This is a genomic window from Streptomyces sp. Je 1-79 (genome assembly GCF_025195125.1).
GTDB lineage: Bacteria > Actinomycetota > Actinomycetes > Streptomycetales > Streptomycetaceae > Streptomyces.
The window spans coordinates 135,848-157,073 of the sequence record NZ_JAMGSL010000013.1 but is presented as its reverse complement, the minus strand read 5'-3'; the positions used below and the strand labels follow the sequence as shown (position 1 = coordinate 157,073).

At 72.9% G+C, this 21,226-nt stretch carries 18 protein-coding genes; 7 read left to right on the top strand and 11 right to left on the bottom strand.

The annotated features are described in order from the left end of the window. Positions 1-14: 14 nt before the first annotated feature. On the top strand, positions 15-1,202 hold the full coding sequence (locus M5362_RS25895) for a DegT/DnrJ/EryC1/StrS family aminotransferase (protein WP_260230151.1): 1,188 nt from the start codon (positions 15-17) through the stop codon (positions 1,200-1,202). Next, positions 1,195-3,399 carry a lipopolysaccharide biosynthesis protein gene (locus M5362_RS25890; RefSeq protein ID WP_260230150.1) on the top strand — a complete coding sequence of 735 codons (2,205 nt, stop codon included), beginning with the start codon at positions 1,195-1,197 and terminating at the stop codon, positions 3,397-3,399. Before M5362_RS25895 ends, M5362_RS25890 begins: the two co-directional genes overlap by 8 nt. Before the next feature lie 127 nt (positions 3,400-3,526). On the opposite strand, the gene M5362_RS25885 is transcribed toward M5362_RS25890, so the two are convergent. The 7 genes from M5362_RS25885 to M5362_RS25855 all read right to left on the bottom strand — a co-directional run bounded on the left by M5362_RS25885 (position 3,527) and on the right by M5362_RS25855 (position 11,854). Continuing rightward, the gene (locus M5362_RS25885) at positions 3,527-4,948 is read right to left on the bottom strand and encodes a hypothetical protein (RefSeq protein ID WP_260230149.1); all 1,422 of its coding nucleotides are present in this window, start codon (positions 4,946-4,948) and stop codon (positions 3,527-3,529) included. An 89-nt stretch (positions 4,949-5,037) separates the two neighbouring features. Further along, positions 5,038-6,102: a glycoside hydrolase family 26 protein gene (locus tag M5362_RS25880; RefSeq protein ID WP_260230148.1), complete on the bottom strand. Its 1,065-nt coding sequence runs from the start codon at positions 6,100-6,102 to the stop codon at positions 5,038-5,040. Further along, positions 6,099-6,584, bottom strand: a complete 486-nt coding sequence (locus M5362_RS25875; RefSeq protein ID WP_260230147.1) for a hypothetical protein — start codon at positions 6,582-6,584, stop codon at positions 6,099-6,101. The genes M5362_RS25880 and M5362_RS25875 overlap by 4 nt, the downstream gene beginning before the upstream one ends. A gap of 49 nt (positions 6,585-6,633) precedes the next feature. Further along, entirely contained in the window at positions 6,634-8,571 is a 1,938-nt protein-coding gene (locus M5362_RS25870; protein WP_260230146.1) for a hypothetical protein, read from the bottom strand. A gap of 101 nt (positions 8,572-8,672) precedes the next feature. After that, the gene (locus M5362_RS25865; protein WP_260230145.1) at positions 8,673-9,479 is read right to left on the bottom strand and encodes a polysaccharide deacetylase family protein; all 807 of its coding nucleotides are present in this window, start codon (positions 9,477-9,479) and stop codon (positions 8,673-8,675) included. Beyond that, positions 9,476-10,759, bottom strand: coding sequence for a glycosyltransferase family 2 protein (locus M5362_RS25860; RefSeq protein WP_260230144.1), 1,284 nt, complete (start codon positions 10,757-10,759; stop codon positions 9,476-9,478). Before M5362_RS25860 ends, M5362_RS25865 begins: the two co-directional genes overlap by 4 nt. Before the next feature lie 21 nt (positions 10,760-10,780). Beyond that, positions 10,781-11,854 (bottom strand): GNAT family N-acetyltransferase, encoded by a 1,074-nt coding sequence (locus M5362_RS25855; protein WP_260230215.1) that lies wholly within the window; start codon positions 11,852-11,854, stop codon positions 10,781-10,783. Positions 11,855-12,083: 229 nt separating this feature from the next. On the opposite strand from M5362_RS25855, the gene M5362_RS25850 reads away from it, so the two are divergent. Continuing rightward, positions 12,084-12,731, top strand: coding sequence for a phosphotransferase (locus tag M5362_RS25850; protein WP_260230143.1), 648 nt, complete (start codon positions 12,084-12,086; stop codon positions 12,729-12,731). A 63-nt stretch (positions 12,732-12,794) separates the two neighbouring features. Here the strand turns inward: M5362_RS25850 and M5362_RS25845 are convergent, their stop codons facing one another. Beyond that, the gene (locus tag M5362_RS25845) at positions 12,795-13,292 is read right to left on the bottom strand and encodes a recombinase family protein (protein WP_260230142.1); all 498 of its coding nucleotides are present in this window, start codon (positions 13,290-13,292) and stop codon (positions 12,795-12,797) included. Positions 13,293-13,465: 173 nt separating this feature from the next. On the opposite strand from M5362_RS25845, the gene M5362_RS25840 reads away from it, so the two are divergent. The 4 genes from M5362_RS25840 (at position 13,466) to M5362_RS25825 (ending at position 17,286) form a co-directional block, all read left to right on the top strand. Next, entirely contained in the window at positions 13,466-14,542 is a 1,077-nt protein-coding gene (locus M5362_RS25840) for a helix-turn-helix domain-containing protein (protein ID WP_374214527.1), read from the top strand. A 13-nt stretch (positions 14,543-14,555) separates the two neighbouring features. Next, positions 14,556-15,140, top strand: coding sequence for an HD family hydrolase (locus M5362_RS25835; protein WP_260230140.1), 585 nt, complete (start codon positions 14,556-14,558; stop codon positions 15,138-15,140). A gap of 295 nt (positions 15,141-15,435) precedes the next feature. Beyond that, positions 15,436-16,281 carry a helix-turn-helix domain-containing protein gene (locus M5362_RS25830; protein WP_260230139.1) on the top strand — a complete coding sequence of 282 codons (846 nt, stop codon included), beginning with the start codon at positions 15,436-15,438 and terminating at the stop codon, positions 16,279-16,281. Between the two features lie 63 nt (positions 16,282-16,344). After that, positions 16,345-17,286, top strand: coding sequence for a VCBS repeat-containing protein (locus M5362_RS25825; protein ID WP_260230138.1), 942 nt, complete (start codon positions 16,345-16,347; stop codon positions 17,284-17,286). 103 nt (positions 17,287-17,389) lie between these two features. Here the strand turns inward: M5362_RS25825 and hutI are convergent, their stop codons facing one another. The 3 genes from hutI to M5362_RS25810 are packed head-to-tail and all read right to left on the bottom strand — an operon-like array spanning position 17,390 to position 21,218. Next, positions 17,390-18,637 (bottom strand): imidazolonepropionase, encoded by a 1,248-nt coding sequence (gene hutI, locus M5362_RS25820; protein ID WP_260230137.1) that lies wholly within the window; start codon positions 18,635-18,637, stop codon positions 17,390-17,392. Positions 18,638-18,663: 26 nt separating this feature from the next. Further along, on the bottom strand, positions 18,664-20,058 hold the full coding sequence (locus tag M5362_RS25815; RefSeq protein ID WP_260230136.1) for a formimidoylglutamate deiminase: 1,395 nt from the start codon (positions 20,056-20,058) through the stop codon (positions 18,664-18,666). Next, positions 20,049-21,218 (bottom strand): allantoate amidohydrolase, encoded by a 1,170-nt coding sequence (locus M5362_RS25810; RefSeq protein WP_260230214.1) that lies wholly within the window; start codon positions 21,216-21,218, stop codon positions 20,049-20,051. The genes M5362_RS25815 and M5362_RS25810 overlap by 10 nt, the downstream gene beginning before the upstream one ends. Positions 21,219-21,226: the final 8 nt, after the last annotated feature.

Genomic DNA, 21,226 nt, shown 5'->3' with positions numbered 1-21,226 from the left:
CAGGGGGGAATCGCATGGTTTCTGCGTACGCGGAACTGGAAGAGCACATGCGCGGCCGACTCGGGGGAAGAGAGTGCCTCCATGTGCCGTCGTGCCGCTTCGGCCTCTATCTCGCGCTGCGCCACTGGTGCAGACCCGGCGGCCGGGTGCTGATGTCACCGGTCAACGACGACGTGATCTTCTTCGTCGTCCTCGCCGCCGGGCTCCGTCCGGTCCAGGCGCCGCTCGACCCGCGCGACGGCTCGATCGACCCGGCCGCGGTGCCCGATTCCGTCTGGAACGGGCTCTCCGCCGTACTGACCACCAATCTGTACGGGAATCCCGACCCGGCACCCGAACTGCGGGCCCGCTGCGACGCGTCGGGCATCCCGCTCCTGGAGGACGCGGCGCACGCCATCGGGTCGACGGCCGGCGGCCGTCCGGTCGGCACCTGGGGCGAGGCCTCCGTCTTCAGCCTCTCCAAGCACACCGGCGCCAAGACCGGCGGCTTCCTGGCCTTCGGCGACCCGGCCCTACGGAGCGAACTGACCGCCGCTCGGGACGAGTTGCTGCACCCGTCCCGTACGACTGCCGAACTCGCCTATCTCGTACGCCCGTACGCCGAGGCCGCCGTGCGCGGACTGCGTCTGGTGAAGGCCGCCCACGCCACACTGCGGCTGCTCGGACAGCAGGAGCGCGAGGAGATCCGGATGCCGCTGCGGGCCGGCGAGCTGAAGCAGGCGCTCGCCGCCGCGCCCGGTCTCGCGCCCTTCCACTCCTGGGTCCGCGTCGACATGCACGACTACCGCCTCGGCCCCGGCCGGGGCAGGCTGCGCCGTACGGGACGGCTCCTGGCCCGCCTCGACGCCACGCTCGCCGCCCACCGGGCCGGCACGGAGCGTCTGCTCAGGAGTGAGTGGGGGCCCGGCGGAGAGGGTGACCCCGGGGAGGCCCAGCCGCTGTTCCGGGTGCCGCTGCTCGTCGACGACCGGGACGCGGCCGTCGCCGCCCTCGCCCGCCGCCGGATCGTCACCGGCTACCTGTACGACCCGCCGCTCGACAGCTACGCGGGCGAGCTCTTCACCGACCTCTCCCCCGCGCCGGAACCGGCGGCCTGGTTCGCCCGCCACGCCCTGCCGGCGGACCCGCTGCGGGCGGCCGAGGTGATCGGGACGCTGCGCGCGGCGGGTGTCCGGCCGGTGCGGTACGGCGACCGTGGCTGAGGCCGTCCGGCTGCACAGGCCGGAGGGGGAGGAGGAACGGGGGCCAGGAGGTGCCGGACGCCTCGCGTCCGAGACCGACCCCGAGGGGCACGGGTCCGGCGGCCCCGACGGGCCCGGGTCCGAGACCGGCTCCGGCGGCTCCGACAGCCAGGACGGGCCCGGTTCCGACAGCCACGACGGGCCCGGGTCCGGCGGGGACTCCATGTTCCGCAACGCGTACGCGCTCATGCTGTCCACCGGCGTCTCGGCCGCGCTCGGGCTCGGGTTCTGGCTGGTCGCCGCCCGCTACTACTCCGAGGAGGCCGTCGGGCAGGGCTCCGCCGCCATCGCCGCGCAGCGGCTGCTCGCCTCCCTCACCGCGACCACCATGATCGGCGCGGTCGTCCGCTACGTCCCCCGGGCCGGCCGCGCCACCGGTCCCCTGGTCGGGCGGATCTACCTGGTCAGCTCCGTCGTCGTCGCCCTGGCCTGCGGGGTCTTCCTGCTCACCCTGGACTGGTGGGGCCCCTCGTACGCACCGCTCGGCTCGCTCTCCGCCGGGCTCTTCTTCACCGCCTCCTGCGTCGGCTGGGCGCTCCTCACCCTCCAGGACGGCGTCCTCACCGGACTCCGGCGCGCCTTCTGGGTCCCCGTCGGCAACGCCGGCTTCTCCGTGGGCAAGCTGCTCCTGCTCGCCGCCTTCGCCACCACCATGCCCGTCCTCGGGGTCTTCGTCTCCTGGTCGGCGGCGATCGCCCTCTCCGTCGTCCCGCTCGGCTGGCTCGTCTTCCGCCGCCTCATCCCCCGGCAGGCCCGCGCCGACCGCGACCGCGAGCCGCCCGCCATGCGCGAGATCGGCCGCTTCATGGCCGGGGACTCCGTCGGCGCGCTGTTCAGCCTCGCCATGATCAACCTGCTGCCGGTGATGGTCGCCGTCCGCTTCGACGCCGCGCACAACGCGTTCTTCTACACCGCGTACACCGTCGGCGGCACGATGGAGTTCATGGCCATCAACATGGCCTCCTCACTCACCGCACACGCCTCGCACAGCCCGGAGTCGCTCGCCGAGGGCGTCCGCGGGGCGCTGCGGCGCATGGCGCTGCTGCTCGTCCCCGTCGTCGTGTTCCTCATCGTCTTCGCGCCGTACATCCTCGCCCCGTTCGGCCCGGACTACGCCGACCACGGCACGACGGTCCTGCGCCTGCTCGCCGCCGCCGCGCTCCCCCGGGTCGCCGTCGAGCTGTACATCGGCGTCCTGCGCGTCCAGGGGCGTACGGGCGCGCTCGCCGTCCTCCAGGGCACGATGTGCGCCCTGGTCCTGGGCGCCGCGGCGCTGCTCCTCGGCCCGGTCGGGATCTCCGGCGCCGGGCTCGCGATGCTCGGCTCGATGACGCTGATGGCGGCGGCCTCGGCGCCCGGCCTGCGGGCGGCGCTGAGGGGCGGCCGCGAGGAGATCGAGTACGGCACGACCTGGGCGCGGCGGGCCGCCGAGCGGGAGTGGGCGCCCCGGGGGGCCTCCGCGGACACGGTCACGCCGGCCTTCGGCCTCCCGGTCTACGTACGGCGACCGCCCGGAAGCCCGGAGTCACGTGGGGGCGGGGGCGGGGGCGGGCGGCGGACGCCGCGCGGCGGGGAAGAGGGGCGTCTCGCGCCACGAGGCGGGGAGGACGGGCCCGGGACCTGGCTGTGGCTGCTTCTCGGCCTCTCGACCGTGCTCTTCTGGCTTCCGCTCGCCCGCGCGGAGGATCTCGGCCTGGAGCGGCTCTCCGGTGCGGAGCTGATCGCCGCGCTGCCGCCGGTCACGCTCACCGCCGGAATCCTGCTGGTCGTCCTGCACGGCGCGGTGGTGTCCCCGCGCCGGGTCCGGCCCCTGCTCGCCGCGACGGTCCTGCTCGCCACGTTCCTCGCCCTGCACACGGCGCCGCCGCTGCTCGGCATCCGCCCGGACGCGGCGGCGGGCCCCGGCGCGGCCCTCGTCCCGGCCGGCGCCCTGGAGGCACTGCCGGTCGTCCTCCAGGCGCTCTGCCTGGCGCTCGCGGCCGTGCTGCTGCGGGTCCTCGGCGCGAGCGTCCGGATCACGGCGTGCGCGGTGTGGGTCCTGGTGTGGGCGGGCTGGGCGGCCCAGCACGCCTTCGCGGCGGCCCCGCTCCCCGTCGTCCTGGGGGTCTGCGGGGCGACGATGACAGCGACCGCGGTACGCGGTCTGCGACGGCGCTGACGACCCCGTACGCGGGCATGGCACCGCCCCGGAGCCGAAGGAGCTCCGCGGCGGCGGCCCGATCAGCGACGCGGAACAGCGAGGCGGATCAACGGCCCGGGTCAGCGGCGCGCACCAGCGACGCGGATCAGCTACCCGCGGCGGGGAACACGAAGAAGCCGTCGTCCGTGCTGAAGTAGCCGTAGCCGGACGCCTTGGCGAACAGCGGGACATTGTCCGACGGCAGGTCCTTCACCAGGACCTTCTTCGTGCGGGCGTCGACCGCGAGCACGGTCTCGTCGCTCTCCTCCGTCGTGCCGTACAGCACGCCGTTCGGGGAGAGGCGCAGCGGCGTCATCAGCTTCTCGCCCTCCTTCTGCACCCAGACCTCCTTGCCGTCCGCGAGCTGCCACACGGCCGTACCGCCCTCGGTGGCGGCCGCGGCGAGCTGGTGGTCGGGGGAGAAGACCGACGAGCCCTCGGTGTTCACCGTGTCGCCGGGGTAGTCGGCGTAGGCGTACTTCGTGGAGCCGCCGATCTGCTTGCCGCTCGCCAGGTCGTACGTCGCGGTGATCCACGTGTCGGTCGAGAAGGCGCCGGCACCCCACGCGGTGAGGATCCGGCCGTCGCGCACGTCGAGGACGCGGATGCTGCCGCTGGTCCGAACGCCCTTCTTCAGCTCCACGCCCTTGGGCGGGGTGACGTCCGCGGTGCTCCACACCTTCTCGCCGGTGGCGAGGTCGGACATGACGAGCTCTTCCGGATCCGTCTCGTACGTGGATCCGTTGTTCACGTGGAAGGTGTACTTCCCGGTGATCAGCGGGGCGTGGCCCTGGCCGCCGTCGATGTCCTTGTTGCGAGGGTCGAACGAGCAGCTCGCCTGCATCCCGCCGCAGGTGACCTTGCGGGGCTTCCCGCCGCCGATCGGCGTGAGCAGCAGGGTCGCCTGGTCCGCCTGCTCGATGAGGTGGCCCTCGTGGACGTGGAACTCCGTGTCGCCCTTGTGCTCGGCCTTGCCCAGCTCGGTGCCGTCGCTTCCGTAGACGGTGACCGTGGTGGTGGTGCCCTCCGCGCTCAGCCCGTCGGACTCCGTCGTGCTGCTGGTGCGGACCTCGAACGCCGGCACGCCGTCGCGCCAGGTCGTGGCGGCGACCCGGTCGGCCGTCACCTTGAGGGTCTTCCGTACGGCTCCGGTCTTCACGTCGCGGAACTCCAGGTCGACGGGCTCCGGCTGATCGCTGGAGTGGAGGAGGCCCGTCGTGCCGTCGAGCGGGTCGTCCTTGTAGGGCCCGCCCGCGGCGTACTCGCCCGCGCCGCTCTTGACGAAGAGGAAGGCGTCGCCGAGGTCGATCGCGTCGGCGCGCGGCAGGCTCCACGCCTGCTTGTCGGCAAGGCCGGGTATCGCCGGGCCGCCGTAGACCGGGCCTTCGGCCTTCGCGGCCTTCTGCGGCGCCCCGGAGGCCCCCTTCTCGGTGTCCTTGCCGGCTTCCGGGCCGTCGGAGGAGCCGCAGCCCGCGACGAGCCCGAGCGACAGGACGAGGCCTGCGGCCATCACTGTGTACTTGTTCATGTCCCCGTTGCTTTCCGCCTGTTGTGCCTGAACGGGCGCGCCTACGCGGGTCGAGCCGCGTGATCACCCGGCAGAAAGCATAGGCTCCGCTATCCACGCGGTATCCGCTGGTTGAAGTAGGGGGCGGAGCCGGCTGCCTTGTATCCCTCCAGCGCGGGACCGGAGTTGACGGTCAGGTCGCAGTCCGGACCCGGGACGGGCCGGTTCCAGTGGACGTACGCGCGGACCTTCGGCAGCCTCGGGGCGACCTCGGGGATGTCGGCGTACCACTCCCGCTGCCGCTCGGGCCGCTTCGGATCGGGCGCGGTGGAGAACTCCGACAGCATGACCGGCTTCCTCGCGGAGACGTTCGCCCGCAGCCACTCGTAACTGGGCCGCTGACTGGCCTCGAAGCCGAGCCAGTTCGGCGACCTGTGGCACATGTAGTAGTTGTACTGGTCCATGCCGATCCAGTCGACGTACGCGTCTCCCGGGTAGAGCGCCTTCATCGTGCCGGCGTTGCCGAGATAGCCGGAGACGGTCCACACCCACACCACGTTGCGCACGCCCAGCCTCTCGAAGCGGTCGCGCAGATGGCGGTAGGCGGCGACGTACTCCTCGGGAGTCCCGGCGCCCTCCTTGATACGGAAGTCGGTCTCCTGGTCGAAGGAGAAGAAGACCCGCTTGCCGTACTCCTTGATGCGCCGCGCCTGCGGATCGATGATCGACTCGTCGTACCGCCCGGAGGCGATGTTCTTCCAGCCGAGCTGGGTCTCGCTCCAGTTCGCGTGATGCTTCTCCTTCCAGACGGTGGACTCCCAGGCCAGCATCAGCAGCCGATCGCGGCCCAGTTCCCGCTCGTCGGGGGTGAGGAGTTCACCGTCGACCGTGTTGCCCGACATGTCGTGGTACGTGTAGACGATGTCGAGCCTGCGCCCGATCTTCCTCTCCAGGGCGTACACCGGCTCGGTGAGCGAGCTGTCCTCGTCGTACGGGACGTAGGCGCCCCACCACGCCCCGCACGGCAGGACGAGCCGGGCGTCGGCGGCGCAGCGGTCGTCGGCGCTGTCGGCCCGGCTGCTCCAGACACCGATCGCGGCGGCGAGCGCGCCGACGGCGGCGAGGGCGACGCCCATGTGGGCCCGCCGCTGCGGTATGCCATGGCGGCCGGTCATCGCCCGTCACCGGGCCTTCGTCCGGCCCGCGCCCACCCGCCCGCCCGCCGGGTCCCGGTCAGGGGTCGGGTCCCGGTCAGGGGTCGGGTCCGGGGCCGGGTCCGCCGGGTCTCGCGCTCGACGGCGCCCCGCGTGGCGGCGGGCAGCGGCACGCCGGGCAGGGCGGCGACGACGGTCACGAAGACGGCGAGCGAGACCAGGAACGCGGTCGTGGAGAAGCCCCTCACCAGGAACAGCGAGGTCGCGGCGAGCGTGGCGAGCGACAGGCTGACGGGCGCGGCGAGCGCGAGCGCCTCCAGCCGGGCGCCGGGCCGCAGCCCGCTCGGCTGCGGGTGGAGCAGCGCGAGGCCGGGGGCGAGGGCCACGAAGGCGAGGACGGGGATCCAGCGCAACGGGGAGCCTCCCGGCAGCGCGGTGGCGCCGAGCGCCAGCCAGCCGGAGGCCGCCAGGCCCGCTCTGAGCCGGAGGTGTGCGAGTGCCATGGCGTACTCCCGGTGATCGGGTCGGGTAGTCGTGGAGCGCGCGGGTCGGTCACGGGGCGGGCGAGGTGGGCGTCGCCGGGAGGTACCGGAGGACCAGGCCGTGTTCGTTCTCCTCCACCACCTGGAAGAGCGGCGAGCGCTTGAGGTCCTCGCTCAGGGTCCGGAAGCTGCCCGGCGGCAGATAGCCCTCGCCGATGACCGCCTTCTCCTGCGTCGGGGTGAGGACCACGAACGCGGGGCGGCCGTCGGGGATGCCCCGGGCGAGGTAACCCGCGGGATCCTTCAGCATCTTCAGGTTCTCGGGCACTTCCTGTTCGGTGAAGAACCAGCGCTCGTAGTGGTCGTAGCGGTGGTAGGCGCCGGGGAAGGAGCCCGTGGTGGCGAGGATGAGCGCACCGTCCGGCGCCCGGTCGTAGGCGCGCCGGGTGAGGGCGAGTTCGGCCGGCGGGGCGTAGTGCATGCCTTCCTTGCCGTAGTACGAGGGCAGGAAGCCGGCCAGCAGGGCGGTGACGGCGAGCGGCAGCGCGACGGCGGCGGCGCGCCGGGCCGTCTTCGCTCCCCTGCCGACCGCGCCCGCCGCCGGGACGAGCGCCGCGGCGGCGAAGAACGCGGTGCCGGGGAGCCCGAACAGATAGACCCGGAAGAGCATCTCTCCGCCGTAGTCGTTGACGGCGAACATCGGGACGGGCGCGGCGGCGGCGAGCAGCAGCGGCAGCGCGCTGCGGACGAGCCTGCGGCGCAGCAGCACGGCCGTACCGGCGAGCGTGGCGAGCGCGAGCACCATCAGGATGTTGGCGGCCCCGACCAGTTCGGGCCCCGGCCCGGTGGGCTCGCCCGCGTATCCGGCGCGGGAGTTGGAGAGCAGGTCGCCCGCCGAGTCCTTCAGGGTGCTCATGGTCTCCAGGAAGAGGACCCGGCCCATGGTGAGGTCCCAGACCAGCATGATCAGCCCGGTGACGACGAGCAGCCCGATGTTGCGGTAGCGGCGGGTGAGGCAGAGCGCGAAGAGCGTCGCGCACAGCATCACCGGGGTGAGCTGGTGGGAGGCGTTGACGGTCGCGATCAGCGGGGCGGCGATCAGCACGGCGATCGCGCGCTGCTTCCGTGTCGTGGGCGGCGGCACGGCGGCCGCGGCCGGATCGAGGACGGTACGGTCGCGCAACCGCCCCGCCGAGCCGGGCCGGACGAAGTGCCGTACGACGACGGCGAAGACGGTCAGATAGAGCAGGTACGAGAAGCCCTGCGGGGAGAGGTAGTCCTGGCCGACCCAGTTCGCCAGCTGGAAGATCCACACCCCGGTCCACACGAGCCGCCAGTCGTCGCTGAACGTGCGGTAGATCAGCAGCAGGACGGGCAGCGTGAGGAGGCCCAGGGCGATCGGCGCCCAGTTGACGAACGAGGCCGCCGACTCCACGCCGAAGGCACGTACGAGCGCGGCGTCGAGCGAGAAGAACCCGGGCCACTGGTCGTACGCGGACATGCCGCCGGACAGCTCGCGCTGCGGGTACACAGTGCCCTCGGCGAGCAGCCGGCTGATCACGGCGTCGTGCTTGGAGGCCCAGGCGTAGCGCACGGAGTCGTAGAGGACCGCCGGCGGCGCCTTCAGCGCCACGAGCATGGCGACGCTGTACGCGGCCGGCCACCACGGGGCGGTCCCGGCCCGCCGCAGGGTGACCAGGAAACCGCAGGTCAGGGCGGTGAGCGAGGCGTAGAACGCGAGCGGGAAACGGTCGAGGAGCCCGTAGTCGGCGATGTCACGGAAGCCGATCCGCGGCAGGGCGTACGCCCAGAGGGCGGCGGCGACGAGCAGCGGCAGGAGGCTGAAGACGGCCTGCGGGCCGGGGAGGCGCGGCGCGGGGCGCGGCGCGGCGTTGCCGGCTTTCTTGTCCTGGCCCTTGTCCGTGTCCGGTTCCGCTTCCGGCCGCCGGGCGGAGGGAAGCGGTGGTACGTCGCTTCCCGTGACCGGTACGGGCCCACGCTGCTGCACGGTGGAACTCCCCCTCGAACTGCCTTCGCCATCAGATCCACGCCTTCGGGTCCATGCCCCTCAGGCCCCACCCGCCCGGTCCGCGCGGTGTCGCTCACGGCTCAGCCCGCGAACTCCGGGCCTCTGACCAGCGCGCGGGCCCTGCGGTACACCCGCCAGCCCACCGTCGGCAGCGAGTCCGGGTACGGCGCCGCCTTGGCGCCCCGGCCGTCCATCCAGTGCTCCACGTCGGCGACGGTGTGCCCGCGGCGCACGATGAGCCGGGCGATCCGGTACCGCTCGTCGGTCTCCGAGCTGAGCGCGTGCCGGACGGCGACGGCCGAGGCGTACCCGGCGGCGACGGCGGCCCGGCGCACGGCCGGGCTGTTGTAGCCGTGCGGGTAGGCCAGGTGCCGGACCTCGCGGCCGAGGACGTCCTCCAGGACGGCCTTCGGCTCGCGCAGCTCGCGCCTGAGCTCCTTCGGCGGCAGCGTGTCGAGCTGCGGATGCGTCGCGGTGTGCGCCCCGACCTCCATCCCGTACTGCTCCAGGAGCGCCGCCTGGCCCAGCGCCATCATCGGCGCGGGCGGCAGCAGACAGGACCGGCCCGGGGTGATCGCCCCGGTGGTCAGATACGCGGTCGCGGGCAGCTCGCGGGAGGCGAGCGCCTCGGCGGTCCGCCCCGGCAGGTCGGCGAACCCGTCGTCGAAGGTGAGCACGACGGGCCGGGGCGGCAGCGGGGCGCGCCGGGCGAAGTGGTCGGCGAGGACGCCGATGGTGACGGGCGTCCGTCCGCTGTCGACGACCGCGTCGAGCTGCGCCTCGAACTCCTTGGGCGTGACGGTGAATTCGGCGATCCAGTCGGGCGGGTCGTCCGTCACCGCGTGGTAGAGCAGGACCGGGATCCGGGTGTGGGCGGGTGCGCTCATCTCGCACCCCGCATCCGCAGACGGGCCTTGGCGTATCCGAGCGGTCCGTAGAGCATGCCGCGTCGCTCCAGTCGGGAGAGGCTGCGAGGCCAGGGGTGGGTGTGGGCGCCGTGCTCGCCGGGAACGCCGCCGTCGGCGGCTCCGCGGTGCGCGGTCATGTTCTTGGCGTGCGCGAGCCCGCGGGGCAGCCGGGCGAGGAGCGCGGGCAGCAGCGCGGGCCGGCGGACGAGGGTGGCGGTGAGGTACGCGGTGAGACCGGCGCCGTACCCGAACGCCTGGTTCCGCAGGTCCTGCCGGCCCTCGCGGTGGTGATGCCAGACGAGGGCGTCGGCGGTGTAGCGGAGCCGGAACCCGGCGGAGAGGACGGCGACGAAGGCGTACAGGTCGTCCCCGCCCCGCGCGGCGGTCCCGGTGCCGGTGGCCGGGTCGAAACCGCCCGCGGACGCGAGCGCCCGCTTCCGGAAGGCCATGTTGGCGCCGGAGCCGAAGCTGCCCGCGGTGAACGGGAAGAGCGGTTCGTCGGCGGGCGGCCGCAGGGGGTCGTAGAGCCGGGGCGCGAAGCCCTTGGCGAAGCCTCCGTGGGATTCGAGGAGGATCTGGGCGGGGGTACGGAGCCGGGCGGGCAGGATGAGGCCGGTGACGCAGCCGAGCCGCGGGTCGGCTGCGAAGGGCGCGGTGAGGGCGGTCAGCCAGTGCGGATCGGCCACGACGTCGTCGTCGGTGAAGGCGACGACGTCGGCGCGGGCGTGGGCGAGCCCGGTGTTGTGGGCGACGGCCAGCCCGGGGGTGGACTCGCGGACGTACGTGACGCGGTCGCCGTACTTGCCGGTGACGAGCTCCTCGGTCTGGCGCGTGACGGGCGCGTTGTCGACGACGAGGATCTCGTGGTCGGGATGGTCCTGGCCGAGGAGGGAGTCAAGGGCACGGGCAAGCTGCCCGGCCCGCTCCCGCGTGGCGACGACGACGCAGGCACGGGGCGGGACGGGCTGGGACTCGGGGTGCTCCGGGCGCTCCGGGTGATCCGGGGCCACCGGGTCGTGCCGCTCCTTCAGCTCCCTCAGGCGGTGCCTGGCGAGCGCGGCCAGCACCTCGGCGGGGTCCTCGCCTTCGGCGACATGGCCGAGGACGGTGGCGGCGGGCCTGCCCCTGAGCCGGACGAGGGCGTAGACGTCTCCGGGTCCCGGCGGCGGACCGCCGGGAGCGGGGCGCAGGGAGAGGACGGGTCCGTCGGGCGAGCCGAGATCGAGGTCGGCGACGGAGAGGGCTTGTGGTGGTCGCATGCTGCTGTCCCCGATGTCGGCTCAGGCCCGGCCGGCGCCGCGCAGGCGGGCGATCCGGTTGAGGGCGCGGCGGCCGCGCGCGGCGAGCGCCGGCCGGTTGCGTACGAAGCTGTGGGCGCGGCGGGACGGCTCGCGGGAGAGCCAGTAGAGCCCGGCGCGTAACCCGGGCCGGGTCACCGACCCCTCGTGCACGGTCAGTTCGCCGGTCTTGAGCGCGTCCTTGTACTCGGCGTCGCCACGGCCGAGGTCGAGCATCCCGATCCCGGCGCCCGCGGCGGCCTCGGCCATCCTCAGATGGAGGACGAGTCCGGGCGAGTACTTCGCGAACTCGGGGTCGTAGGAAGGGAACCAGCAGGAGAGGACCGTACGGGAGCGGAGCCCGAAGTGCGCGGCGACGGGCCGGTCGCCGGCGTAGAGGACGGACAGGACGCCGGAGCAGCCGGGCGCGCGCAGCTCGTGCAGCCGCTGTACGAGGGTGGTGATCCACTCCTTGGCGAAGCGGTCGCGCCGGCCGGTCCTGCGGTACTGGGCGGACTTCCACGCCATGAGGGTGCGCAGGGCCGCCGGGTCCCGTTCGTCGAAGACGAAGCGGGTGGGCCCGACCTGACGGCCGAGGCGGCGCTCCTTGGCGAGCGTGGTCCTGAGGAACTTGGGCGACTGGGCGCGCAGGGCGTCCTCGTACGCGGAGTAGCCCTCGCCGACGTCGATGACGGGCGAGCCGAACGACGCCGCGGCCTCGCCGCGCAGAGCGCTCTGTCCGGCCTCCAGATTGTCGAACTCCCAGGCGGAGAGCCCACAGACGCGCAGCAGCGCCCGGGGCGAGGGCGTGAGGCCCGGGCGCAGGACGGCGCCCTGGCAGTCGGAGACGCCGAGCCCGACGGCCCGTCCGTGCCCCAACGGATGCCTCTCGTACGGGAAGAAGCCGACGGGCTCCCCGTCCTGCCACCAGACGGCCACCCGCACGCGGGGCCGCACGGCGGCCACGGCGCGGGTGAACTCGGGCCCCATGAAGGGATTGTCGGGCGCTCCCGACTTCGCCCGCAGCTCACGCCACGCCTCGTGCTCGCGCGCGGTCAACTCCCCCGGTTTCACGATCCGTACGAATCGCCTGCGGCCGCCGCCCTGTTCGCGGGCAGCCTGCTTTCGGACAGCGCTCAACTCCGACCCCCCGGTCTTCCCCCCTGAGTCCTGCCGGTACAGGACGGTACCGGTCGAAAACCCTCCGGGACAGGGCCACTCGGTCTCTCTGTGACCTAGGGGAATTGGTGATGATCAAGGGACCAATGGGACATGCCGGTTCGGGGCGCGGCGATAGTCTGCGCGGATGCTGATAGGGACGGGCCGGACGGCGGACGTGTTCGCGCTGGACGGCGGGTGGGTGGTACGCCGCTACCGGAACGGCGTCGACACGGCGCACGAGGCCGCGACGATGACGCACCTGGCGGCCCACGGCTACCCGGTCCCGCGGGTCCGCTCGGCCTCGGGCCCGGACCTGGTGATGCGGCGCCTGACCGGCCCTTCCCTGCTGGACGCGCTGCTCGCGGAGGAGGTCACCCCGCAGGCGGGTGCGGCGATCCTCGCCGACCTGCTGCACCGCCTGCACGCGATCCCGTCCCCGGCAGCGGCCCCGCTGCTCCACCTCGACCTGCACCCGGGCAACGTGGTGCTGACGGCCGAGGGGCCGTTCGTGATCGACTGGCTGACGGCGGAGCCGGGCGCCCCGGGCCTGGACTGGGCGATGTCGGCCCTGATCCTGGCGGAGGTCGCGGTGGCCCCGGTCCCGTACGCGGAGAACGCCCGGGTGGGCATGACGTCCCTGCTCACACACGCGCCCGCCGGCCCCCTACCCCTGGCGGCGGCCCACCACCGCCGATCGGCAGACCCCCACCTGGACGCCGCAGAACTGGCCCGCCTGGACGGGGCGGCGGCACTGGTGGCAGAGGCAGCGCGGGTCAGTCCAGGGCCGGGATGAGCTCCCGGCCCGGGCACGCCGCGCGGGTCAGGTCGGCCAGGTGATGGCGTCGTTCACGCCGCCTCACCCATGCGCCCGGCGGTCGTGTTCGCGGGCGTCGCGGGAGTCCTGGAGCCACTGGAGGCTCTCCAGGGTCCCGAAGGGATCACCGGCGGCCCCCTCCGACGGGCTCGGCAGGCCGTCAGCTCGGTCGGTCCCACCGGACGCCGTCGCGCAGTACCCACCGGCCGAACCGACGCGGCGCCGCATGACCGCCCGGTGCCCCGCCGAGCGGTTCAGCCGGTCGAGGTCGTCGACGAGGCACACGACCGGTCCGGGCGTGGCGGCCATCGCACGGCACAGCGCGCTGAACTGCGGCCGTGCGTCGGAGAGCGCGTGATCTCCGAGGTCGACCCACGTGCCGGCGATCTCCCAACCCTGCTGTTCGGCATACGCGCGGCAGCGAGCGAGCCGGATGTCGAGAGCAGCCGTGATGGTGGTGGCGTGGCGGTCGTAGAGAAAGGCTCTCGTCGTCTTCCGCTCCTTGGCGTACGCCCGGGTCTCCTCGGCATCGGCTTTCATTGCGTGCCCCTTCCACTACGCTGAGTTGTCGTCCATCGGCTGGTGGCACCACGGTACGAAGGGGCGACACGGGCTTGAAGTGACCACCGGTACGGGTTCATCAAGGCCGGTCGGCACGCGAAGGGGACATCGTGTTCGACAACGCGCAGACAACCCCGACCAGGGGTCGGGGAATCCACCGCCAAGCTCCCCGGTGTTCCGTCGCCGGCTCTGTCCTCCGGGTCGTGCGAGAACAACTCGGCCACACTCAGGAGAGCCTCGCGGAGGTGCTGAGGGTCGCGATCGACACCGTCGCCGGCTGGGAGTCGGGCCGGCGCCCTCTGACCGCTCTGCCCGTCGGCCAGATGCTCGCCAACCAGGCGATCTTCCTGCGCGAAGGTTCACCGCCTGCCCTCCTGTCGACCCTGCAACGGGCCTTGGAGGCAGACGTACTACTGGTTCGGTTACTGGGCCGCGAGGCGCCTCTCGCCGACAATCCGCTCGGCGCCTGGGTCCTCCAGCGTGACCTCGTCGAGCTGGTGTCGTGGCCGCTCAACGGAGTGCCGCCGACTCCGCTGCGTTCCCTGCCGCCCGCTCCACGCCCCCGGCGTGGTCCGGTCCCTGCGGGGCCGGGACTCACCGCAGCGGAACGCGGGCGGTTCTTCGCGCTGATGCGGGAAACCGCTGAGCGCGCCCGCAGACCGGATCAGTTCCTCCTCCGCCGTCAGGCCCTCTACCTCGCGGGTTACGACGAGTCGTCCGACACCACGCCGTGGCTGGCGCACCAGCAACGGACGGAACGGCCGGACGACTGGCTCTCCCGATGGCTCAACGACCGTTCCGTCGCCACGGTGGCCGCCCGACACGGCGATCGGGAGCGCATGGTCCATTTCATCTCTTCCACCCTCGCCGCGAGCGACGCCAGCGAGACGGCGAACCTGAACTATTGGGCGTACTGGGTCGGCGAATCCGCCCATGTAGAGCTCTCCGACGACTTCATCGCCCAGTCAGGCTGGGGCTCCTGGCGTGGAGAGAGACTGATGGGGCACCTGGTTCGCGGGTTGACGCCGAACCACGGATTCTTCGAGCTCAACGTCCACACCCTGTGGTCCCTGATCGCTTCCCGGCCAGACCTGCTGAAGCGTGGCCTGCCTGCGACACGGTCCCTGCGTGACCGGCTCCCGATGATGTTGGATGGCACCGAGCTGTCGACGCGGGCGCGTCGCGAGCTCGAAGGCATCCGGTACGCGATCCGCCTCGCCGAGGCGTGAGAGGAGACGCACGGTGGCTGACGAGGACCTTTCCGCGGTGGCGCACTTCCTGTTCGAGGCGGGGACCCTCAAGAACGCACGGCGCACCGGCTGGTGGATGGCCGGTGTCCGTGATCCGGAGAGCGTTGCGGAGCACTCCTGGCGGACCGCTCTGATCGCCTCGGTCATCGCGAAGCTCGAAGGCGCCGACCCCGCCCGTGCCGCGTTCCTGGCGGTGTGGCACGACACCCAGGAGGCCCGGACGGGCGACGTCAACTACCTCGGCAAGAAGTACTCGACGGCTGCCGATCCCCGCGACGTCACGGCTGATCAGACGGCCGGCATGCCCGAGGTCCTCGCCTCCGCGATCCACGATCTAGTCGAGGAGTACGAGGCCAAGGAATCGCCCGAAGCGGTGTGCGCGCGGGACGCGGACAAGCTGGAGTGCCTGCTGCAGGGCATCGAGTACAAGGCACAGGGGTACGAGAACGCCCAGCGGTGGATCGACAACAGCCGCGGCAGGATCGTCACCGACACGGCACGACGCCTGGCGGACGAACTCCTCGGCCAGGACAGCCTGGACTGGCTGCGCGCGGCTCTCGGGGAGCCGCGGGGCTGAGGGTGCGTCCGGGGCCCCCGGATCCCGGTAGGACGCGACCCGGTTTCGGGTGAACCGGCGTTCCACGACATCCCGTTGAAAGTACTTGGGGCAAGTACCACTTCCATCCAAACCCGACGCCTCACACCATCGGGTGACTTAGTGGCAGAACACCTGGTCGGCGCGGTACGGTCGCGCCAACTTGCATATGCCGCAAACGAATTCGGCCCCCGGCGGGACTGGCATCCCGGCCGAGGGCCTGATCACGTAGGAAGAGAAGAGCTTCCCGATGACTGCTACGCAGTTTAGTACGGGCTTGTCCGCCCGCGCCGGTGTGACGCACGTACGTCACCGTCACGACGAGAAGTTCACCGTTGTGGGCAACCATCTCGCCCAGCACGAAGAGCTCTCCGCCTGCGCGATCGGTGTCGGCGTCTACATCCAGTCGCTGCCCGACGGCGCCCTCGTCGGCATCAAGGTGCTCGCCCATCGCTTCCGGGAGGGCGAGTCCCGGATCGCCGGGGCCCTGCGCGAGCTGGAGGCCGCCGGGTATCTGAGGCGGCAGGTGGTGCGGGGCGAGAACGCCAAGCTCGCGACCGTCACGACCTGGTACGAGAACCCGCACCCCGTCGACCTGGTCAAGCGCTCCCGTCCCGTACGGCGCGAGCCGCGTCCGGAACCGCCGCGCGCGGCCGACGATGCGGGCGTTCGTCCCGCCCGGCGCCCCGTGGAGCCGTCGCCGTCCGGGACGGAAGTGCCCGAGCTCACCGAGGAGTTGAAGCCCGCCGCCGCGCTCCTCGCCGGTCTCCGGCAGCGCGAGCCCCGGCTGCTGCTCTCCGAGAGCGACGTACGGCGCCTGGCGCCGGAGGTGCAGCGGTGGCTGGAGCGGGACGTCACACCCGCCGCCGTCGCCCGCACGCTCGCCGGCGCGCTGCCCACCGGGACCATCCGCTGGCCCGCCCGGCTCCTGGCCCATCGGCTCCGCGAGTGGCTTCCCCCGGAGCTGCCACCCGCACCGGAGGCCCCCACGATCCTGCCGCTCCAGAACTGCGACCGCTGCGACCGGGCGTTCCGCGGGGCGGAGGAGGGACTGTGCGCCGACTGCGACCCGAGAGGCCCCGGACACCCCGGACCTGACCCATACCCCACGCCCCCCTCGTGAGAGCCTGCTGGTCACCGACGGCACGCGACCCTGTGCCGTAGCGCCACCCCAGGGGGTCCTTCCATGATCATCAATCGACGTCGGCGTGCGCTTCGGGGCGCGCTCGCCGCCACCGTCGTCACCCTCGCGACCGCCGCCACGGCCGGGAGCGCCTTCGCCGCCGACGACCCGGCCGCTTCCGCCGTCTCCGCCGAGCAGCGGGCCCAGGACGTCCGGGCGACCCCGGGGGCGCGCGCGGCCGCTGCCGCCGACGCCCCGGTGGAGACGCCCACGTTCACGATGACCGCCGTCCACAAGCAGAGCGGCGTGCTGTACCACTACTACCCGAACCGCACCGGCGGCTTCGCTCCTCGGTACGAGGTGGGAGTCGACTTCGAGGCCTTCGCCGACTCGATCTACGTCGACAACGACAAGGACGGGTACAGCGACGGAACCTGGCATCTCCGCAAGGACGGAGAGCTCACCTTCGGCTGGATCGACGACGACTTGGTGCACCACAGCACGCAGACCGGCCGGGGCTGGAACATCTACACCTCCGTCCTCTCCCCCGGCAGCATCGGCGGCGCCCAGGAGGCCGACCTGATCGGCCTCGACAAGGCCGGTGTGCTGTGGGGCTACCAGGGCTACGCCGACGGCAGAGTGACCGCGCGCACGCGGATCGGCGGTGGCTGGGGGCAGTACACCCAGCTCGCCGGCCAGGGCGATCTCACCGGTGACGGCAAGGCCGACATCGTCGCCCGGGACAGGTCCGGCGTCCTGTGGCTGTACAAGGGCACCGGCAACTACAAGGCGCCCTTCGCCGCCCGTACGACGATCGGCGCCGGCTGGAACGCGTACGACCGGCTGCTCTCGGTCGGCGACCTCGACGCCGACGGCAGGACGGACCTGGTCGCGCGCAAGCCCAACGGCGAGCTGCTCCGTTACTCGGGCACGGGCGACGCCCAGGCCCCGTTCCAGAAGCCGGTCAAGATCGGCTACGGGTTCCAGAACTACAACCTGCTGTAGTCGTGCGCCTCCTCGTCTCACCAGCACACGCGCGGGCCGCCGCCTCCGGATCGGAGGCGGCGGCCCGACGTCGGTCAGGGATGGGGCACCCCGGAAGGGCCCGTCAGATCACCCGGGCCCCGTGGCGCCAGACCTCGGTGACCAGGGGGACGCCCGGGCGGTAGGCCAGGTGCACGTGGGACGGGGCGTCCAGGATCGTGAGGTCCGCGGCGGAGCCCGGGGTGAGGTGGCCGACGTCCGCGCGGCGCAGGGCCGCGGCGCCGCCGGCCGTGGCCGACCAGACGGCCTCGTCCGGAGTCATCCCCATGTCCCGTACCGCCAGCGCGATGCAGAACGGCACGGACGAGGTGAAGGACGAGCCCGGGTTGCAGTCCGTCGACAGGGCCACGGTCACGCCCGCGTCCAGGAGGCGGCGGGCGTCCGGCCACTCGGCGCGGGTGGAGAACTCGGCGCCGGGCAGCAGCGTGGCGACGGTGTTGCCCGAGGCCAGCGCGTCGACGTCGGCGTCCGTGAGGTGCGTGCAGTGGTCCGCGCTCGCCGCGTCCAGCTCCACCGCGAGCTGGACACCGGGGCCGTACGAGAGCTGGTTGGCGTGGACCCGCGGGTGCAGGCCCCTCGCCTTGCCGGCGGTGAGGATCGCCCGCGCCTGGTCCCCGTCGAAGGCGCCCTTCTCGCAGAAGACGTCGACCCAACGGGCGTACGGCGCACAGGCGTCGAGCATCTCGCCGGTGACGAGGTCCACGTACGCGGCCGGGTCGTCGGCGTAGTCGGGCGGGACGATGTGGGCGCCGAGGTAGGTGACCTCGTCGGTGTGCGCGGCGGCGATGCGCAGGGCGCGCGCCTCGTCCTCGACCGTCAGGCCGTAGCCGGACTTCGTCTCGAAGGTGGTCGTGCCCTGGGTGAGGGCCTCGCGCAGGTAGCGGGCGACGTTCGCCGAGAGTGCCTCGTCGCTCGCCGCGCGGGTCGCCGCCACCGTCGTGCGGATGCCGCCCGCCTTGTACGCCTGGCCGGACATCCGCGCGTTGAACTCCGCCGTGCGGTCGCCCGCGAAGACCAGGTGCGAGTGGGAGTCCACGAACCCCGGGATCACCGCCCGGCCACCGGCGTCGACCCGGTTGTCAGTGGCGGGTGCTTTGCTGGATTCACCGACCCAGACGACACGGTCGCCGTCGATGACGACGGCCGCGTCCTGGATCAGACCCAGGGGAGATCGATCACCGAGGGAGGGATCGTTGGTGACCAGGCTTGCGATGTTGACGATGGCGGTCGCGGCCGTCGCCACGGCGCTGTTCGCGCTCGTGGGGCCGGAGGTCGCCGCCGGGTTGTTCCTCGCCGCGGGGCCGGTGTTCATGATGAGAGGTCTCTCCTTCAGCCGCTTCAGCCGCGCAGGGCGGCGATCGAGTCCGCGAGGGCACGGGGCACGTCGGGTACGGACTGGTGGACCCCGTCCCGTACGACATGACGGCCGCCCACGACCGTGTGCCGCACGTCCGCGGCCGACGCTGCGAATACCGCCGTCTCGGCTGCCAGACGCGGTACCGGCCCCGCTGTCCTGACCGAGTCCAGGGCGATCGTCGTGAAGTCGGCGAGCGCGCCGGTCTCCAGGCTGCCCGCCTGACCCCAGCCGAGGGCCGCGTGGCCGTCGGCGGTCGCGGCCCGCAGCAGCGCGGCGGCGGTCCAGTGGCCGCGCGTGCGGGAGCGCAGGCGCTCGTTCAGTTCCATCGCCCTGGCCTCCTCCAGGAGGTCGATGACCGCGTGGCTGTCGCTGCCGAGGGAGAGCGGGGAGCCCGCCCGCTGGAGGGCGACGGCCGGGCCGATGCCGTCCGCGAGGTCGCGTTCGGTGGTCGGGCACATGCAGGTGCCCGTCGTGGAGGAGCCGATGAGGGCGATGTCCGCGTCCGTGAGGTGGGTGTTGTGGACCCCCGTCGTCAGCGGTCCGAGGACACCGTGGTCGGCGAGCAGCTGGGTCGGGGTGCGGCCGTGGGCCGCGAGGCAGGCGTCGTTCTCGGCCGTCTGCTCCGAGAGGTGGACGTGCAGCGGTGCGCCCCGCTCGCGCGCCCAGCTCGCCACCGTCGAGAGCTGGTCGGCCGGGACGGCGCGTACGGAGTGGATCGCCGCCCCGATGCGTACGCCCTCGCGCTCCTTGAGCTGCGAGACCCGTTCCGCCCAGGCGTCGGCCGTGCCGTCGGAGAAGCGGAGCTGGTGGGTGTCGGGGGCGGCGCCGAAGCCGGAGGAGAGGTACGCCGTGTCGAGGAGGGTGATCCGGATGCCCGCGTCGGCCGCCGCCTGGACGAGGGCCTCGCCCATGGCGTTGGGGTCGGCGTACGGGGTGCCGCCGGGGGTGTGGTGGAGGTAGTGGAACTCGCCGACGGCCGTGATGCCGGCCAGCGCCATCTCGGCGTACACCGCCCGCGCGAGGGCGTGGTACGCCTCCGGGGTCAGCCGGGACGCGACCTGGTACATGACCTCGCGCCAGGTCCAGAAGGTGCCGGAGCCGACCTGGACGGTGGAGCGCAGGGCGCGGTGGAAGGCGTGCGAGTGGGCGTTGGCGAGGCCGGGGATCGTCAGGCCGCGCAGGACGACGGCGCCGGGGGGCGGGGCGTCGACCCCCGTGCGTACCGCCGTGATCCGGCCGTCAGCTCCCGCGGCGGAGCCGCTCGCCCGGCCGTCCGCTCCCGCGGCGGAGCCGCTCGTCGTCACGGTCAGGGCCACGCCCGGCTCGACGTTCGTGTCGAGCCAGGCGTGTTCCAGCCAGTACGTCGTCACCTGCACGCCAGTCCTTCCAGTACGTCGGCGAGCGCGAGGACCCCGGCGACGCAGTCGTCCTCGGCCGCGAACTCGGCCGGGGAGTGCGAGACGCCGGTGGGGTTCCGTACGAACAGCATGGCGGTCGGGATCGATTCGGACAAAATACCCGCGTCGTGTCCGGCGCCGGTGCCGAGGACCGGGGTCTTCTCCCCCAGGACGGAGGCGATCTCGTCCCGCAGGGCGTGGGCGAACTCGACGACGGGGGTGAAGGACTCGCGTACGACGGTGAGGTCGATGCCGTGACGGGCCGCGTAGTCGCGAGAGGCCGTCTCGATGCCCGCGATGACGGTGTCCAGGGCGCCCTGGTCGGCGGCGCGGGCGTCGAGCCAGCCGCGGACGAGGGAGGGGATGGCGTTGACGCCGTTGGGCTCGACGGCGATCTTGCCGAAGGTGGCGACGGCGCCCGCGAGTTCGGCCTCGCGGCGGGCGGCGAGGACGGTCTCGGCGTAGGTGAGCATCGGGTCGCGGCGGTCGACGAGGCGGGTGGTGCCGGCGTGGTTGGCCTCGCCCGCGAAGTCGTACCGCCAGCGGCCGTGCGGCCAGATCGCGGAGGCGATGCCGACGGCGTCGCCGGACAGGTCCAGGGCGCGGCCCTGTTCGACGTGGAGCTCGACGAAGGCGCCGATCCGGGCGAGCCGCTCGGGGTCGGGGCCGATGGCGTCGGGGTCGTGTCCGGCGGCCTCCATGGCCTGCGGGAGGGTGATCCCGTCGCCGTCGCGGAGCTCGTGGGCCTGCTCCTTCGTCAGCCGGCCGGCGGTGAGGCGGGAGCCGACGCAGGCGAGGCCGAAGCGGGCTCCTTCCTCGTCGCCGAAGTTGGTGATGGCGAAGGGCCGCTTGAACTGGACCTCGCGGGAGCGCAGTTCGTCGAGCGCGGCGAAGGCGGAGACGACACCGAGGGGGCCGTCGAAGGCGCCGCCGTCGGGCACGGAGTCCAGGTGGGAGCCGGTGACGACGGCGTCGCCGGCCGCGGGGTCGCCGAGCCAGGCCCACTGGTTGCCGTTGCGGTCGACCTCGTAGTTCAGGCGACGGGCCTCCGCCTGCATCTGGAACCAGAGCCGGCAGTCGGCGTCGGCGCCGGTCCAGGCGTAGCGGCGGTAGCCGCCCGAGGCGTCGCTGCGGCCGATGGGCCGCA

Coding starts and splice junctions, on each gene's coding strand:
- M5362_RS25895 (WP_260230151.1), top strand. CDS start 15: ATGGTTTCTGCGTACGCGGAACTGGAAGAGCACATGCGCGGCCGACTC.
- M5362_RS25885 (WP_260230149.1), bottom strand. CDS start 4,948: ATGAACAAGTACACAGTGATGGCCGCAGGCCTCGTCCTGTCGCTCGGG.
- M5362_RS25880 (WP_260230148.1), bottom strand. CDS start 6,102: ATGACCGGCCGCCATGGCATACCGCAGCGGCGGGCCCACATGGGCGTC.
- M5362_RS25875 (WP_260230147.1), bottom strand. CDS start 6,584: ATGGCACTCGCACACCTCCGGCTCAGAGCGGGCCTGGCGGCCTCCGGC.
- M5362_RS25865 (WP_260230145.1), bottom strand. CDS start 9,479: ATGAGCGCACCCGCCCACACCCGGATCCCGGTCCTGCTCTACCACGCG.
- M5362_RS25860 (WP_260230144.1), bottom strand. CDS start 10,759: ATGCGACCACCACAAGCCCTCTCCGTCGCCGACCTCGATCTCGGCTCG.
- M5362_RS25850 (WP_260230143.1), top strand. CDS start 12,084: ATGCTGATAGGGACGGGCCGGACGGCGGACGTGTTCGCGCTGGACGGC.
- M5362_RS25845 (WP_260230142.1), bottom strand. CDS start 13,292: ATGAAAGCCGATGCCGAGGAGACCCGGGCGTACGCCAAGGAGCGGAAG.
- M5362_RS25825 (WP_260230138.1), top strand. CDS start 16,345: ATGATCATCAATCGACGTCGGCGTGCGCTTCGGGGCGCGCTCGCCGCC.
- hutI (WP_260230137.1), bottom strand. CDS start 18,637: ATGAACACCGGCCCCGCGGCGAGGAACAACCCGGCGGCGACCTCCGGC.